This is a genomic window from Rathayibacter sp. Leaf185, assembly GCF_001423885.1.
GTDB lineage: Bacteria > Actinomycetota > Actinomycetes > Actinomycetales > Microbacteriaceae > Rathayibacter.
In genome coordinates this window covers 159,099-174,398 of record NZ_LMPP01000003.1, presented here as the reverse complement: position 1 = coordinate 174,398, position 15,300 = coordinate 159,099, and the positions used below count along the sequence as shown (strand labels likewise).

Here is a 15,300-nt window from a genome sequence, read left to right as displayed (position 1 = left end):
TTGCCCACCGCTCTGTAGCCGAGCGGAGCAGCGATCCCTCTGAATCGCGCAGTTCGTCACCGCGGTCACCCTTCCGCACGCACCCGCGAGCGGACACGACCACGGCGTCCGCCCTCCTCCCGGAGCAGGCGGCCGAGAGCTGCGACCGAACCTCTCAGACCTTGGAAGGACCACAGTGTCGACCACCTCACGTACCCGTTCGAAGACGCGCCTCTCGCGCGCCCTCGGCATCCCCCTGACCCCGAAGGCCGCCCGCTACCTCGAGAAGCGTCCCTACGCTCCCGGTGAGCACGGCCGCTCGAAGCGCAAGGCCGACTCCGACTACGCGGTCCGCCTCCGTGAGAAGCAGCGTCTGCGAGCCCAGTACGGCATCCGCGAGAAGCAGCTGCGCATCGCCTTCCAGGAGGCGCGCCGCACCCAGGGCCTGACCGGTGAGAACCTGGTCGAGCTGCTCGAGATGCGTCTCGACGCGCTCGTCCTTCGCTCCGGATTCGCCCGCACCACCGCGCAGGCCCGCCAGTTCGTCACCCACCGCCACATCATGGTGGACGGCAAGACGGTCGACCGCCCCTCCTTCCGCGTGAAGCCGGGTCAGGTCATCCACGTCAAGCCGCGCTCCGAGGGCACCGACCCCTTCCAGGTCGCCGCCGCCGGTGGACACGTCGACGTGCTCCCCAAGACCCCGGGCTACCTCGAGGTCGAGATCGACAAGCTCCAGGCCACGCTCCTGCGCCGCCCGAAGCGCGCCGAGGTCCCCGTGACCTGCGAAGTGCAGTTCGTCGTCGAGTACTACGCGGCTCGCTGAGTCGACTCCCGTACGAGAAAGGCCCCGGTTCGCGCCGGGGCCTTTCCCGTTTAAGCACCGGGTCGACGGGTGCGATCTGCAGGAGATGCACCGCTCGCGCGCGTGTTCGCACGGCGGGAAAAGCTTTCCGAGTGCGAAGGCCTGCAGATCGTACGAACTCCTGCAGACCGCACGGGCGGCGCCGGAGCTTAGAGGCGGGAGGCGGTGCGGTTCGCAGGAGATCCACCCTCTTCGTGCCGCACCGTGCGGCGTTACGGGCTTTCCGAGTCTGAACTCCTGCAGACCGCACGTCCTCCTGCAGATCGCACGCCGGCGCGGCGGCGGCTCGGCGGTGGAACGCCTCCGCCCGCCCCGCGTCTAGGCTGTAGTGCCGCACTCGAGCGGCGTCGAAACGGAGGTCACCGTGTCCGGTGGAGACATCGCGGGACTCATCGCTGCGGGCGTGTTCGCGATCCTGGTCGCGATCGCGGCCATCCCCCTCTGGAAGCTCGGTCGCGTCTTCGACAGCACGAGCGAGGCGATCAAGCAGGCCAGCGACGGCCTGACCCCGATCCTCGACGAGTCGGCCTCGACGCTGCGCGAGGCGAATCAGCAGCTCGCCCGCGTCGACACCATCACGAAGGACGTCGCCGAGGTCACCGGCAACGTCAACGCGCTCGTCGCCCTCACCGCCGCCACCATCGGCGGCCCGCTGATCAAGCTCGCCGGCTTCACCGCCGGCGTCCGGGCGGTCCTCGTCGCCGGTCGCACCGCCGACAAGGTCGGCGAGTCCGTCGGCAGGAGCAGCGCCGGGCGCTCCCGGCGCACCCGCAGGTCCTCCTCCAGGTAGCTCCGGGCTGGCGCCCTAGAATCGAGAAGGCCCGCGCTCCCCGCCGCCGTGGAAGGAACATCCGTGAAGAACCTCGCCCTGATCGTCATCGGGATCGGCCTCGGCTTCGCCCTCGCGCACCAGGTCGCCAGGACCCCCGCCGGTGCCCGGCTCTTCGAGGACCTGAACCGCACGGCGAAGGAGCTCGGCGAGGCCGTCTCGGACGGCTACCACCAGCGCGAGGCCGAGCTCAAGGCCGCCATCGGCGAGGGCTGAGACCCCGCCACCCGACACCCGCGTCGTTCACCGACCGAACCGTAACGGAACCCATGCAGACCGCTGACATCCGCACCCGCTGGCTCGACTTCTTCGGAAGCCGGGGGCACACCGTGGTCCCCTCCGCCTCCCTCGTGAGCGAGGACCCGAGCCTGCTCTTCACGGTCGCCGGCATGGTGCCGTTCGTCCCGTACCTCACCGGAGTCGTCCCCGCGCCGTACTCGCGCGCCACGAGCGTGCAGAAGTGCATCCGCACCAACGACATCGAAGAGGTCGGCAAGACCCCGAGGCACGGCACGTTCTTCCAGATGAACGGCAACTTCTCCTTCGGCGACTACTTCAAGGAGGGGGCGATCGGGTACGCCTGGGAGCTCCTCACGGGCCTCGAGAGCCAGGGCGGCCTCGGCTTCGACGAGAAGGACCTCTGGGTCACCGTCTACAAGGACGACGACGAGGCCATCGCGCTCTGGAAGAAGATCGCGGGCCTGCCCGACGAGCGCATCCAGCGTCTCGACAAGGACACCAACTACTGGTCCACCGGCCAGCCCGGCCCGGCCGGCCCCTGCTCCGAGATCTTCTTCGACCGCGGCCCCGCCTACGGCATCGACGGCGGCCCGGCCACCGACGACGACCGCTACGTCGAGATCTGGAACCTCGTCTTCATGCAGTACCTGCGTGGGGAGGGCACCAGCAAGGTCGACTTCGACATCCTCGGCGAGCTGCCGCGCAAGAACATCGACACCGGCATGGGCCTGGAGCGCGTCGCGTTCCTCAAGCAGGGCGTCGAGAACATGTACGAGATCGACCAGGTGCGCCCGGTCCTCGACCGTGCGGCCGAGCTCTCGGGTCGCCGCTACGGCGCCGTGCACGAGGACGACGTCCGGATGCGCGTCATCGCCGACCACGTCCGCTCCTCCCTGATGCTGCTGTCCGACGGCGTGACGCCGTCGAACGAGGGCCGCGGCTACATCCTCCGCCGCCTCATGCGCCGCACGGTGCGCGCGATGCGCCTGCTCGGAGTCGACACCGCCACGTTCCCGGAGCTGTTCGCGGCGTCCCGCGATGCGATGGCCGCCGCGTACCCCGAGGTGCAGGACGAGTACGAGCGCCTGTCGACCAGTGCCTTCGGCGAGGAGGAGGCGTTCCTGCGCACCCTCGCGGCCGGCACCGAGATCCTCGACCTCGCGGTGCTGAAGACCAGGAAGGCCGAAGCGGCGACGCTGCCCGGCGATACCGCGTTCCTCCTGCACGACACGTTCGGGTTCCCGATCGACCTGACCCTCGAGATCGCCGAGGAGTCGGGGCTGAGCGTCGACCGCGAGGCGTTCGACTCCCTGATGACCGCCCAGCGCACCCGCGCGAAGGCCGACGCCAAGTCGAAGAAGTCGGCCCTCGCCGACCTCTCGGTGTACGCCGACTTCCGTGCCCGCGGCGAGACGCTGTTCACCGGGTACGACGTCCTCGAGACCGAGTCGCGCATCGTCGGCCTGATCGTCGGCGGCCACGTCGTCACGAAGGCCGTCGCCGGCGACATCGCCGAGGTCGTCCTCGAGGCCACCTCGCTCTACGCCGAGTCGGGCGGTCAGGAGGCGGATGCGGGCCGCATCGTCGGCTCCGGCTTCGACCTCGAGGTGCTCGACGTGCAGAAGCCCGTCAAGGGGCTCATCAGCCACACCGTCCAGGTCGCGAGCGGCGAGGTCGGCGTCGGAGACGCCGCGACCTCGGTCGTCGACCGCGACTGGCGCCGCGGCGCCACGCAGGCTCACTCGGGCACGCACCTGATCCACGCCGCGCTCCGCCAGGTGCTCGGCCCGCAGGCGCACCAGTCGGGCTCGTACAACAAGGCCGGCTACCTGCGGCTCGACTTCTCATGGAACCAGGCGCTCTCGCTCGAGACCCGCAGTGAGATCGAGGACATCGCCAACACCGCGATCCGCGACAACCTCGAGGTCGTCACCCGCGAGCTCCCGCTCGACGAGGCGAAGGCGCTCGGCGCGATGGCGCTGTTCGGCGAGAAGTACGGCGACGTCGTGCGGGTCGTCGACATCGGCGGACCCTGGTCGCGCGAGCTCTGCGCGGGCACTCACGTCGGCACCTCGGCCGAAGTCGGCCTGATCAGCCTGGTCAGCGAGTCCTCGGTCGGATCCACCAACCGCCGGGTCGAGTCGCTCGTCGGCCGCGAGGCGTTCAAGGACCTCGCCGCCGAGCGCGCCCTGGTCGGCACGATCTCCTCCTCGCTCAAGACCCCGCGCGAGCAGCTGCCCGAGCGGATCTCCGAGCTGGTCGCGAGCCTCAAGGCCGCCGAGAAGAAGATCGCCGCCTTCGAGGCGCGCGCTCTCGCCGAACGCGTCCCCGCGATCGCGGCGAACCGCCGCACCATCGGAGGCGTCACGATCGTGGCCGAGAACATCGGCACCGCGGGCTCCACCGACGAGCTCCGCTCGCTGGTCACCTCCGTGCGCGAGCGCCTCGGCCAGGAGGCAGCGGTCGTCGCCCTCGCGGCCGACGTGTCGGGCAAGCCCGCCGTCATCGTCGCCACCAACCAGGCGGCGCGCGATCTCGGTCGCAAGGCCGGCGTCCTCGCCCGCCGCGCCGCCGGGATCCTCGGCGGTGGCGGAGGCGGCAAGGACGATCTCGCCCAGGGCGGCGGCTCGGACGTGTCGGCCATCGGCACCGCGCTCGACGCCGTCGTCACCGAAGCGACCAGCTGAATGGAGCGGTTCGGCGTCAGACTCGGCATCGATGTGGGACGCTCCCGCATCGGGGTCGCACGCTCCGACGCCGACGGACTGCTCGCGCTGCCGGTCGAGACCGTGGCGCGGGCGGCCGACGACTCCGACATCGCCCGGATCGCGGCGATCGCCGAGGAGTACGAGGCCCGCGCGATCGTCGTCGGCCTGCCGCTCTCCCTCTCGGGCGGCGAGACCGCCTCGACCGACGATGCGCGCTCCTTCGCCGTGCGGGTGGCCGCGGCCGTCCCCTCCGCTCCGGTGCGGCTCGTCGACGAGCGCCTCTCGACCGTGACCGCGCAGGGCGCCCTGCACCTCTCCGGCCGCAGCACCCGCGGCTCCCGCACCGTGATCGACCAGATCGCCGCCGTGGTGATCCTGCAGCACGCCATCGATTCCGAGCGCTCCTCCGGTTCCCCGGCGGGCAGCGCGCTCGAACCGAACGAAGGACGACCTACCCGTGACCGACGTCCCCCCGAGCCGCCGCGCCGCCCGCGCAGCCGAGGCCGATCAGCAGAGTCCGCAGCCCCAGGAGCACCCCGCCGCTTCGAGTGAGGGCGCGCCCGCGCACGATCCGCTCGACCGGCTCTTCTCGGGGCCCGACGTGCCCGCTCCGCGCGACCGCGGCGAGACGGTCGCGGCCGCGCACCCCGACGCCGCGAAGGCCCCCAAGCGCCGCAAGCGCGAGCGCAGGCAGCGCAATCACCGCGGGCTGATCGGCGGACTCCTCGCCTTCGGCGTGTTCGTCGCCCTCGTCGCCGTCGCGGTGACCATCTTCATCGAGCCCGTGCGCGCGCTGTTCGCCGAGCCGGAGCCCACCGACTACACCGGGACAGGCACCAGCGAGGTCGTCTTCACGATCCACCAGGGCGACGCCGGCAGTGACATCGCCACCAACCTCGTCGCCGACGGCGTGATCAAGTCGTACACGCCCTTCTACGAGCTGCTGGTCGAGCAAACGCCCGAGCCCGTGTTCCAGCCCGGGGCGTACTCGCTGAAGGCCGAGATGAGCGCGAAGGCGGCGCTCTCGGCGCTGCTCGACTCCGAGTCGACCCGGCTCGCCAACACCTTCGTGATCCCCGAGGGGACGGCTCTGGCGGCAGCGCTCCCGCTGATCGCCGACGGCTCGGGCGTCCCGCTCGCCGATCTGCAGGCGGCGGCCGCCGACTGGGGCTCGTTCGGCCTCCCCGCCGAGGCGACCAGCCTCGAGGGCTTCCTCTTCCCGGCGACGTACGACATCGATCCGAGCACCTCGGCGCACGACATCCTGCAGACGCTCGTCGACCGGATGTACCAGTCGCTCGACGCGGCGGGTGTGCCCGTCGACCAGCGCTACCGGACGGTCGTCTTCGCCTCTCTCGTGCAGCGCGAGGCCCGCGTCGCCGAGGACTTCCCGAAGGTCGCGCGCGTGTTCCAGAACCGCCTCGACCAGGGCTGGCGCCTGCAGTCCGACGCGACCGTCGCCTACGGCACGGGAGCGACCGACCGGGTCACGACGACCGACGCCGAGCGCAACGACGCGAACAACGTCTACAACACCTACCAGCGCGACGGGCTGCCTCCCGCCCCCATCTCGAACCCCGGAGACGTCGCCATCGACGCCGTGCTGCACCCCGCCGACGGCACCTGGATGTACTTCGTCACCGTGAACCTCGAGACCGGCGAGACCGTCTACTCGACGACCGATGCCGAGCACGAGGCCGCCGTCGCGCAGTGGCAGGCCTGGATGAGGGACCACCCGGAGTACCAGTGACGACCCTCCTCGCCGTGCTCGGCTCGCCGATCGCGCACTCGAAGTCGCCGGCGCTGCACGCCGCGGCCTACGGCGTGCTCGGGCTGGACTGGAGCTACACGGCCGTCGAGGCGACCGAGGAGACCCTCGCCGAGGTGATCGCGCGTGAGCGCTGGCGGGGGCTGTCGCTCACCATGCCCCTGAAGCACGCCGTCCGGCCGATGCTCGCCGAGGAGGATCTGGTGGCCCGGGCGACGGGCGCCGTCAACACGGTGCTCGTCGAGGGCCGGCGCCTGCGCGGCTTCAACACCGACGTCGCCGGTATCGTGCGCGCCCTCGCCGAGGCGGGGGTCGCCTCGGCCGAGCGGGTCGAGGTGCTCGGCGGAGGCGCGACAGCCGCCTCCGCGATCGCCGCCGCCGCCGAGCTGGGCGCCTCGCGGGTCACCGTGACGCTGCGCTCTCCCGAGAAGGCGGCCGCGCTCGAGCCCGTCGCGACGGCTCTGGGGGTCGCGCTCGACATCCGCTCGTTCGCCGAGTGGGGACGCGGCGAGCCGCATCCGCTGGTCGTCTCGACGCTGCCCGGGGGAGCGGCCGACGCGCTCGAGGTCCCCGACGCGGTCGTCGCCTCCTCGACCCTGTTCGACGTGGCCTACTCGCCGTGGCCGAGCGCCCTCGCGCTGCGCTGGAGGGCGGCCGGGTCGCCGGTCGTCTCGGGGTTCGGCATGCTGCTGCACCAGGCGCTCGTGCAGGTGCGGATCTTCGTCGGGGGAGACCCGGAGGTGCCGCTGCCGGGCGAGGGCGCGGTGCTCGCGGCGATGCGCGCGGCGGTACCGGGGGAGCCCGCCTCCTGAGCGAAGGGCTCTCGCCCGCATGTGCGAGAATCGTGGGATGCTCCGTTGGCTCACGGCCGGGGAATCCCACGGTCCCGAACTCGTCGCCGTCCTCGAAGGACTCCCCGCAGGCGTCCCCGTCTCCCTCGACGACATCCGCGCGGATCTCGCCCGTCGCAAGCTCGGCTACGGCCGCGGTGCGCGGATGAACTTCGAGCAGGACGAGCTGGCGGTCTCCTCCGGCATCCGGCACGGCGCCACGATGGGCAGCCCCATCGCGCTGCGCATCGGCAACACGGAGTGGCCGCGCTGGGTCGATGTGATGTCGGCCGAGCCGCGGGATCCCGAGACGCTGCCCAAGGGCCGCGGTGCCGCGCTCACCCGTCCGCGCCCGGGCCACGCCGATCTGGTCGGCATGCAGAAGTACGGCTTCCCGGAGTCGCGCAATGTGCTCGAGCGCGCCTCGGCCCGCGAGACGGCCGCCCGCGTCGCCCTCGGCGCCGTCGCCCGCCGGTTCCTCGGTGAGCTCGGCATCACGCTCGTCAGCCACACCCTGGCCATCGGTCCCGTCCGCGTCCCCGAGGGCTCGGCCCTGCCGACCCCGGCCGATGTCGACGCGCTCGACGCCGATCCGCTGCGCTGCCACGACGCCGCCACGAGTGCGCTGATGGTGGCCGAGGTCGACCGCGCTCACGACGACGGCGACACGCTCGGCGGCGTCGTCGAGGTCCTCGCCTACGACCTCCCGCCGGGCCTCGGCTCCTACGTGCACTGGGACCGCCGGCTCGACGCGCAGCTCGCCGCGGCCCTGATGGGCATCCAGGCGATCAAGGGCGTCGAGGTCGGCGACGGCTTCCTCACCACCACGCGACGAGGGTCGGAGGCGCACGACGAGCTCTTCCAGGCCTCCGGCGGCATCGGGCGCTCGAGCGATCGCGCGGGAGGCACCGAGGGCGGGATGAGCACCGGCACCGTGCTGCGCGTCCGCGCCGGCATGAAGCCGATCGCCACCGTCCCGCACGCCCTGCGCACCGTCGACGTCGCGACCGGCGAGGCCGCCGGCGCCCACCATCAGCGCTCCGATGTCTGCGCCGTGCCCGCGTCGGGCGTCGTCGCGGAGGCGATGGTCGCCCTCGTCCTCGCCAACGCGGTCCTCGAGAAGTTCGGCGGCGACAGCGTCACCGAGACCCGCCGCAACCTCGAGGGCTACCTCGCCGCGATCCCGGAGGAGCTGCGCACCCTGTCCGCGAGCGACCCGGCCCTCGGTCTCGCGTGATGCCGGTCGACTCCCGGGCGACGGCCCGCTGATGGCGGGTCACGATACCGGCGCGACCCGCGCGCGGGTCGTCTTCATCGGGCCGATGGGCGCCGGCAAGACGACGATCGGCAAGCGGGTCGCGAAGTCCCTCGCGGCGGCGTTCGCCGACTCCGACACCGAGTTCGTCCGCAGGCACGGGCCCATCGCGGCCTACTTCGATCTGCACGGCGAGGCCGCGTTCCGCCGCGAGGAGCGCTCGATCGTCGAGCACCAGGTGCGGCGCGACGTCGTGCTGAGCCTCGGCGGAGGAGCCGTGCTCGATCCGGCCACGCAGGCCGACCTCGAGAGCGTCCCCGTCGTCCTCCTGACCACGACGGCCGAGGCGGTCGCCTCGCGCCTGGGATCGGGCGTCCGCCCGCTCGTACGCGGGGGTGTCGCCGACTGGACGCGGATCCACGAGGCCCGGCGCCCGATCTACGAGGCACTGGCCGATCACACCGTCGACACCTCCCGTCGGCCGATCACCCTGATCGCGGCCGAGATCGCGGAGTGGCTGCGCGATCGGCCCGCACCCCGCACCGACGACGCGACCGCCGCCGGCGGACCCGCACCGACAGAACCGGCGGCCGCGACCGGCCGCCCGAGTGGAAGACAGTCATGACCGACGGCACCACCGCCCTCACCGTCTCCGGAGACCACGGCTACGACATCACCGTCGGCCGGGGCCTCCTCGACGGCCTCGCCGACGCGATCGGGCCCCGCGCCGCCAAGGTGCTGATCGTGCACCCGCCGACTCTGGCGGTGCTCGCCGCCGAGATGCGCGAGAGCCTCCTCGAGCGCTACGAGGTCCTCCTCGCCGAGGTCCCGGATGCCGAGGCGGCCAAGCGCGTCGAGGTCGCGGCCTTCTGCTGGCAGGTGATGGGGCAGTCCGACTTCACCCGCACCGACGTGGTCGTGGGCTTCGGCGGCGGGTCCATCACCGACCTCGCCGGCTTCGTGGCGGCCACCTGGCTGCGCGGCGTCGACCTCGTGCAGGTGCCGACGACGGTGCTCGGCATGGTCGACGCGGCGGTCGGCGGCAAGACCGGCATCAACACGGCCGAGGGCAAGAACCTCGTCGGGGCGTTCCACGCACCGCGCGCGGTCGTCGCCGATCTCGACGTGCTGACGAGCCTCCCGCGCAACGAGATCCTCGCGGGCTTCGGCGAGATCGTGAAGTACGGCCTCATCGCCGAGCCCGAGATCCTCGACATCATCGAGTCCGACGTCGACCTCGCGACCGACCCGACCTCCGAGGAGTTCCGGCGCCTGGTCGAGCTGTCGATCGGGATCAAGGCGAGAGTCGTCGGCGAGGACTTCACCGAGCAGGGCCTGCGCGAGATCCTGAACTACGGGCACACCCTCGGTCATGCGATCGAGCACGCCGAGCGCTACCAGTGGCGGCACGGAGCTGCCGTCTCGGTGGGCATGGTCTTCGCCGCCGAGCTGTCGCGGCTGACGGGCACGCTCAGCGATGCCGTCGTCGACCGCCACCGCAGCGTTCTCGAATCGCTGACGCTGCCCACGAGCTACCCACTCGGCCGGTGGGAGACGCTGCTCGCCTCGATGCAGCGCGACAAGAAGTCGCGGGCGGGCATCCTCCGCTTCGTGGTGCTCGACGACCTCGCGCGGCCGAGCATCCTGCAGGGGCCGGAGACGTCGCTGCTGTTCGCGGCGTACCAGGAGATCGGCGCCTAGGAACCGCCGAGCGCTGCGGTCCGGGCGGCGGCGTACTCCGCCTCGCTGATCGTCCCGGCGGCGCGGAGGCTCTCGAGCTCGGCGAGACGATCCGCCAGAGGACGGTCGGCGGCGAGACCGCCCTGGGCGAAGCGGGCGGCGACATCGGTCTGCAGGGTGAGCGGGTTCACTCCGAGCTTCTTCGCCCGGCGGACGTTGGCCACGATGATCACGACGATGATCACGATGACCGCGACGAAGAAGATCGGGAAGATCGTCGCGATGACGCCGAAGGTGCCCGAGAACCCGGGGTCCGAGGGGATGTCCATGGTGTCTCTCCTTCTCGTGCCTGATCCTCCACCGTCTCGCGGTGGGGCGCCGCGGTCAATGTATTCGGACGCCGCGTCCAGGCTCGGGCGGCCGGTGGCCCCCTCGGCTTCGCGGCGCTCGTCGACTACACTCGACGGGTTGGCCGTACCGGCCGGTATCGCCGTGCCCCGGGTCCGCCGGGCGACGCGGCAGCAGACTTCCCACGAAACGGATCCCCCTTCGCATGGCCTCTACCACCGACATCAAGAACGGCACCGTCCTCAACATCGACGGTCAGCTCTGGAACGTCATCGACTTCCAGCACGTGAAGCCGGGCAAGGGCGGCGCGTTCGTCCGCACCAAGATGAAGAACGTGCTCACCGGCAAGGTCGTCGACAAGACGTTCAACGCGGGCGCGAAGATCGAGACCGCCAACGTCGACCGTCGCGACTTCCAGTACCTCTACCGTGACGGCGCCGACTTCGTCTTCATGGACACCAGCGACTACGACCAGATCACCGTTCCCGAGGCGGTGGTGGGGGACGCCGCGAACTTCATGCTCGAGAACCAGAACGTGACGCTCGCGCTGCACGAGGGCGACCCGATCTACATCGACCTCCCCGCCTCCGTGGTCCTCGAGATCACCTACACCGAGCCGGGCCTCCAGGGCGACCGCTCGACCGGAGGCACCAAGCCCGCGACGGTCGAGACCGGCTACCAGATCCAGGTCCCGCTGTTCCTCGAGCTCGGCACCAAGGTCAAGGTCGACACCCGCACGGGCGACTACCTCGGCCGCGTCAGCTGAGCCGGCCCACCCGTGAGTGCTCGCACGAAGGCGCGCAAGCGCGCCCTCGACATCATCTACAACGCCGACGTCCGGCAGATCCCGTTCGACCAGTCGCTGCGGGCCGAGGCCGAGCGCGCGGTCCACGAGCCCGCACGTGAGGCCTCCTGGCTTTACGCCCGCGAGATCGTCGACGGAGTCATCGACCACCACGACGAGATCGACGCGCTGATCGCCGAGCTCGCGAAGGGATGGACCCTCTCGCGCATGCCGATGGTCGACCGCGCGATCCTCCGGATCGGCGTGTGGGAGATCCTCTACAACGACGCGGTCCCCGATGTCGTCGCCATCTCGGAGGCGGTGGAGGCCGCCACACTCCTCTCGACCGACGACTCCGCCGGCTTCATCAACGGGCTGCTGGCCTCGGTCGTGGAGTCGCGCGCGACGGCCTGAGCGCTGATCGCCCGCTCCGGTCCACCTCCGGCTCGTGAATCCTGCTCCGGCTCGTCGAATCCCTCGGATTCTGCGAGCCGAAGCTGTTCCTGCGAGCCGGAGGTGCGACGGAGGCGGAGGGGCAGTCCTATACTCGTCGAGGCTTTTCCTTTAACAGCCGTCCAGTGAGGCGGGGAAGGAGGTCGGTGTGACGGCACGAATCGTGCTCAACGACGCTGACATCACGCGTGCGCTCACGCGCATCGCTCACGAGATCCTCGAGTCGAATCGCGGCGCCGAGTCGCTGGTGATCCTCGGGATCCCGACGCGCGGCGTGGTCCTCGCCCGGCGCATCGCCGAGACGATCGCCCGCATCGAGCCCGGTGCCGAGCCGGTGTTCGCCGGTTCGCTCGATGTGACGATGCACCGCGACGACCTCTCGCGCCAGCCGGTCCGCACTCCCGGCCGCACCGCCGTCCCGGCGAGCATCGACGGCCGCACCGTCGTCCTCGTCGACGACGTGCTCTTCTCGGGCCGCACCATCCGCGCCGCCCTCGACGCGCTGAGCGACATCGGCCGCCCGCGTGCCGTGCGCCTCGCCGCCCTCGTCGACCGGGGTCATCGCGAGCTGCCCATCCGCGCGGACTTCGTCGGCAAGAACCTGCCCAGCAGCCTCAGCGAGCGGATCAACGTCCGCCTCGTCGAGACCGACGGCGAGGACCTCGTCGCCATCGAGTCCACCCGCGCCGACGGGAGCACCCCGTGAAGCACCTGCTCTCGACCAGGGATCTCGGCCGCGCCGAGGCGATCGCGCTGCTCGACATCGCCGAGGACATGGCCGAGGTGGCGAACCGGGAGGTCAAGAAGCTGCCGACGCTGCGCGGGAAGACCGTCGTCAACCTCTTCTTCGAGGACTCGACCCGCACCCGGATCTCGTTCGAGGCCGCGGCCAAGCGTCTCTCGGCCGATGTGATCAACTTCAGCGCCAAGGGCTCGAGCGTCTCGAAGGGCGAGAGCCTCAAGGACACCGCGCAGACCCTGGCGGCGATGGGCGCGGACGGCGTCGTGATCCGCCACAGCGCCTCCGGAGCCCCCGCCGTGCTCGCGGCGAGCGGCTGGATCGACGCGTCGATCCTCAACGCGGGAGACGGCACCCACGAGCACCCGACCCAGGCCCTGCTCGACGCCTTCACGATCCGCCGGCGCCTGCACGGCGCGCAGGCCTCGCGCGGCAAGGGCCTCGACGGAGTCGCCGTGACCATCGTCGGCGACATCCTGCACTCGCGGGTCGCCCGCTCGAACGTCTGGCTGCTCACGACCCTCGGCGCCGAGGTGACGCTGATCGCGCCGCCGACGCTGGTGCCGGTGGACACCCGCGACTGGCCCGCGACCATCCGCTTCGACCTCGACGAGGCGATCGACACCGGTCTGCCGGACGTGGTGATGCTGCTGCGCATCCAGCTCGAGCGGATGTCGAGCGGCTTCTTCCCCAACGGCCGCGAGTACGCACGGATCTGGGGACTCGACGACGAGCGGCTCGCCCGTCTCGGCCCGGATACCATCGTCATGCACCCCGGACCCATGAACAGGGGCGTCGAGATCTCCTCGGCCGCCGCCGATTCGAGCCGCTCCACGGTGCTCGAACAGGTCGCGAACGGGGTCTCCGTCAGGATGGCCGCGCTCTACCTGCTGCTGTCCGGCGAACGGGAGGTCTACTGATGAGCCACGGCGCGAACCGAACCCTGATCTCGGGAGCGACGCTCGCCGACCAGTCCACGGCCGACGTCCTGATCGACGGCGGCGTGATCGTTGAGATCGGCACCGACCTCGACTCGAGCGGCGCCCGCGTGATCGACGCCGACGGCCTGCTCGCGCTGCCCGGTCTCGTCGACCTGCACACCCACCTCCGCGAGCCCGGTTTCGAGCAGAGCGAGACCGTGCTGACCGGGACGCGTGCCGCCGCGGCCGGAGGGTTCACCGCTGTCTTCGCGATGGCCAACACCTCACCGGTGCAGGACACGGCCGGCGTGGTCGAGCAGGTCCAGAGCCTGGGTGAGGACGCGGGCTACGCCACCGTCCGGCCGATCGGCGCCGTCACCGTCGGCCTCGCGGGGGAGTCGCTCGCCGAGCTCGGCGCGATGGCCCGCAGCCGCGCCGCCGTCCGCGTCTTCTCGGACGACGGCAAGTGCGTGTCCGACGCGCTGCTGATGCGCCGCGCGCTCGAGTACGTGAAGGCGTTCGACGGAGTCGTCGCCCAGCACGCGCAGGAGCCGCGCCTCACCGTCGGCGCGCAGATGAACGAGGGCGCCGTCTCGAGCGCGCTCGGCCTGCAGGGCTGGCCCGCCGTGGCCGAGGAGGCGATCATCGCCCGCGATGTGCTCCTCGCCGAGCACGTCGGCTCGCGCCTGCACGTCTGCCACGTCTCGACGGCCGGCTCGGTCGACGTGATCCGCTGGGCGAAGGCCCGGGGGATCGACGTGACCGCCGAGGTCACGCCGCACCACCTCCTGCTCAGCGAGCAGCTGGTTGCCGGCCGAGGGCACGACGGAGCCGCGTACGACGCCCGCTTCAAGGTCAACCCGCCGCTGCGCCGAGACGAGGACGTGCTCGCCCTGCGCGAGGCCCTCGCCGACGGCACGATCGACATCGTCGCGACCGACCACGCCCCGCACCCGGTCGAGGCGAAGGACTGCGAGTGGGATGCTGCCGCCTTCGGGATGGTCGGCCTCGAGAGTGCGCTGAGCGTCGTGCACGCCGCGGTCGTCGACGACGGCAGGCTGTCGTGGCCGGATGTCGCCCGCGTGCTCTCCTCCGCGCCCGCCCGCATCGGCCGACTCGACGGCTACGACCGCGGCCTCTCGGTCGGCGCCCCCGCGAACGTGGTGCTCTACGACCCGGAGGTGCGCCGCCGCTTCTCGACCGAGGACCTCCGCGGCCGCAGCGTCAACTCGCCCTACCTCGGCCGCGAGCTCCCGGGACGCGTCGTCGCGACCCTGCACCGCGGCGTCCCCACCGTCCTCGACGGCGGACTGGTCGACGCGTCGACGGTCGCCGAGGCGGCGAGGTCCGCTCGTGGATAGGACAGTCGTCACGATCGCCTTCGTCGTCCTCCTCCTGCTGGTCTTCGGCGGCATGATCCTGTCGTGGCGCGCGCGCCGACGACGCTCGGCGTCCCTCGCACCCGAGGCCGTGCCCTCCTCGACGCTCGGCGCCGAGGTCGAGGCGGTCGAGCTGCCCTATGTGGCCACCACCCGCTTCGAGCAGCCCCTCGAGCGCGTCGTCCTGCCCGGCCTCGGCTTCCGCGGGCGCTCGACGCTGCGCCTGCACGAGCGCGGAGTCGTGATCGCCCCCGTCGGCGAGCGCGAGACGGTCATCCCGGCCGCGCTGCTCCGCGGTGCCGGCGAGGGCAGCTACGTGATCGACCGCGCGGTCGAGGAGGGCGGGCTGCTCGTCGTCTCCTGGTCGCCCCGCGGCGACGAGACGGTCGACAGCTACCTCCGCGTCGCCGAGCCGAGTCTGCGCGCGCACCTCGTCGCCGAGATCCGCCGGCTCGCCGGCCCCGAGACCCCCCGTTCCCCTGTCGCCGACGGCGACGCCACACCGACCCAGAAGGGCTCCTAG

General features: G+C 71.5%; 17 protein-coding genes. 16 read left to right on the top strand and 1 reads right to left on the bottom strand.

Annotated elements, in window-relative coordinates:
* Positions 1-175 precede the first annotated feature (175 nt).
* From rpsD to aroB, 10 genes are all read left to right on the top strand, one after another.
* A complete protein-coding gene (rpsD, locus tag ASG06_RS13140) occupies positions 176-805 on the top strand; it encodes a 30S ribosomal protein S4 (protein ID WP_056042936.1) in 630 nt (209 codons plus the stop codon).
* 403 nt (positions 806-1,208) lie between these two features.
* Positions 1,209-1,634 carry a DUF948 domain-containing protein gene (locus tag ASG06_RS13135; protein ID WP_056043515.1) on the top strand — a complete coding sequence of 142 codons (426 nt, stop codon included), beginning with the start codon at positions 1,209-1,211 and terminating at the stop codon, positions 1,632-1,634.
* A gap of 63 nt (positions 1,635-1,697) precedes the next feature.
* Positions 1,698-1,889 (top strand): hypothetical protein, encoded by a 192-nt coding sequence (locus ASG06_RS13130; protein ID WP_056042934.1) that lies wholly within the window; start codon positions 1,698-1,700, stop codon positions 1,887-1,889.
* Positions 1,890-1,942: 53 nt separating this feature from the next.
* Complete coding sequence (gene alaS / locus ASG06_RS13125; protein WP_056042932.1) at positions 1,943-4,600, top strand: alanine--tRNA ligase; 2,658 nt, start codon at positions 1,943-1,945, stop codon at positions 4,598-4,600.
* Positions 4,601-5,173, top strand: coding sequence for a Holliday junction resolvase RuvX (ruvX, locus tag ASG06_RS13120; protein ID WP_082499223.1), 573 nt, complete (start codon positions 4,601-4,603; stop codon positions 5,171-5,173).
* On the top strand, positions 5,079-6,371 hold the full coding sequence (gene mltG / locus ASG06_RS13115) for an endolytic transglycosylase MltG (RefSeq protein ID WP_231727727.1): 1,293 nt from the start codon (positions 5,079-5,081) through the stop codon (positions 6,369-6,371). Before ruvX ends, mltG begins: the two co-directional genes overlap by 95 nt.
* A complete protein-coding gene (locus tag ASG06_RS13110; RefSeq protein WP_156465980.1) occupies positions 6,368-7,201 on the top strand; it encodes a shikimate dehydrogenase family protein in 834 nt (277 codons plus the stop codon). The genes mltG and ASG06_RS13110 overlap by 4 nt, the downstream gene beginning before the upstream one ends.
* Before the next feature lie 37 nt (positions 7,202-7,238).
* Positions 7,239-8,456 (top strand): chorismate synthase, encoded by a 1,218-nt coding sequence (gene aroC, locus ASG06_RS13105; protein WP_056042930.1) that lies wholly within the window; start codon positions 7,239-7,241, stop codon positions 8,454-8,456.
* A 31-nt stretch (positions 8,457-8,487) separates the two neighbouring features.
* Positions 8,488-9,099, top strand: coding sequence for a shikimate kinase (locus ASG06_RS13100; RefSeq protein WP_082499222.1), 612 nt, complete (start codon positions 8,488-8,490; stop codon positions 9,097-9,099).
* Positions 9,096-10,175, top strand: coding sequence for a 3-dehydroquinate synthase (gene aroB / locus ASG06_RS13095; protein WP_056042928.1), 1,080 nt, complete (start codon positions 9,096-9,098; stop codon positions 10,173-10,175). Before ASG06_RS13100 ends, aroB begins: the two co-directional genes overlap by 4 nt.
* Here aroB and ASG06_RS13090 read toward each other — a convergent pair.
* A complete protein-coding gene (locus tag ASG06_RS13090) occupies positions 10,172-10,483 on the bottom strand; it encodes a hypothetical protein (RefSeq protein ID WP_056042926.1) in 312 nt (103 codons plus the stop codon). The genes aroB and ASG06_RS13090 overlap by 4 nt on opposite strands.
* A 224-nt stretch (positions 10,484-10,707) precedes the next feature.
* Between ASG06_RS13090 and efp the strand changes: the two genes are divergently transcribed.
* The 6 genes from efp (at position 10,708) to ASG06_RS13060 (ending at position 15,300) form a co-directional block, all read left to right on the top strand.
* Positions 10,708-11,268 carry an elongation factor P gene (gene efp / locus ASG06_RS13085; protein ID WP_056042923.1) on the top strand — a complete coding sequence of 187 codons (561 nt, stop codon included), beginning with the start codon at positions 10,708-10,710 and terminating at the stop codon, positions 11,266-11,268.
* 12 nt (positions 11,269-11,280) lie between these two features.
* Complete coding sequence (gene nusB, locus ASG06_RS13080; RefSeq protein WP_056042921.1) at positions 11,281-11,700, top strand: transcription antitermination factor NusB; 420 nt, start codon at positions 11,281-11,283, stop codon at positions 11,698-11,700.
* A gap of 187 nt (positions 11,701-11,887) precedes the next feature.
* Positions 11,888-12,445, top strand: coding sequence for a bifunctional pyr operon transcriptional regulator/uracil phosphoribosyltransferase PyrR (gene pyrR, locus ASG06_RS13075; RefSeq protein ID WP_056042918.1), 558 nt, complete (start codon positions 11,888-11,890; stop codon positions 12,443-12,445).
* A complete protein-coding gene (locus ASG06_RS13070) occupies positions 12,442-13,398 on the top strand; it encodes an aspartate carbamoyltransferase catalytic subunit (protein ID WP_056042915.1) in 957 nt (318 codons plus the stop codon). The genes pyrR and ASG06_RS13070 overlap by 4 nt, the downstream gene beginning before the upstream one ends.
* Complete coding sequence (locus ASG06_RS13065; protein ID WP_056042913.1) at positions 13,398-14,759, top strand: dihydroorotase; 1,362 nt, start codon at positions 13,398-13,400, stop codon at positions 14,757-14,759. The genes ASG06_RS13070 and ASG06_RS13065 overlap by 1 nt, the downstream gene beginning before the upstream one ends.
* Positions 14,752-15,300: a PH-like domain-containing protein gene (locus tag ASG06_RS13060; protein WP_056042910.1), complete on the top strand. Its 549-nt coding sequence runs from the start codon at positions 14,752-14,754 to the stop codon at positions 15,298-15,300. Before ASG06_RS13065 ends, ASG06_RS13060 begins: the two co-directional genes overlap by 8 nt.

What these genes read in the sequence shown, in the direction of transcription:
- ASG06_RS13065 (WP_056042913.1), top strand. Translation starts at nt 13,398, where the DNA reads ATGAGCCACGGCGCGAACCGAACCCTGATCTCGGGAGCGACGCTCGCC.
- ASG06_RS13090 (WP_056042926.1), bottom strand. Translation starts at nt 10,483, where the DNA reads ATGGACATCCCCTCGGACCCCGGGTTCTCGGGCACCTTCGGCGTCATC.
- ASG06_RS13100 (WP_082499222.1), top strand. Translation starts at nt 8,488, where the DNA reads ATGGCGGGTCACGATACCGGCGCGACCCGCGCGCGGGTCGTCTTCATC.
- ruvX (WP_082499223.1), top strand. Translation starts at nt 4,601, where the DNA reads ATGGAGCGGTTCGGCGTCAGACTCGGCATCGATGTGGGACGCTCCCGC.
- alaS (WP_056042932.1), top strand. Translation starts at nt 1,943, where the DNA reads ATGCAGACCGCTGACATCCGCACCCGCTGGCTCGACTTCTTCGGAAGC.
- efp (WP_056042923.1), top strand. Translation starts at nt 10,708, where the DNA reads ATGGCCTCTACCACCGACATCAAGAACGGCACCGTCCTCAACATCGAC.
- aroC (WP_056042930.1), top strand. Translation starts at nt 7,239, where the DNA reads ATGCTCCGTTGGCTCACGGCCGGGGAATCCCACGGTCCCGAACTCGTC.
- aroB (WP_056042928.1), top strand. Translation starts at nt 9,096, where the DNA reads ATGACCGACGGCACCACCGCCCTCACCGTCTCCGGAGACCACGGCTAC.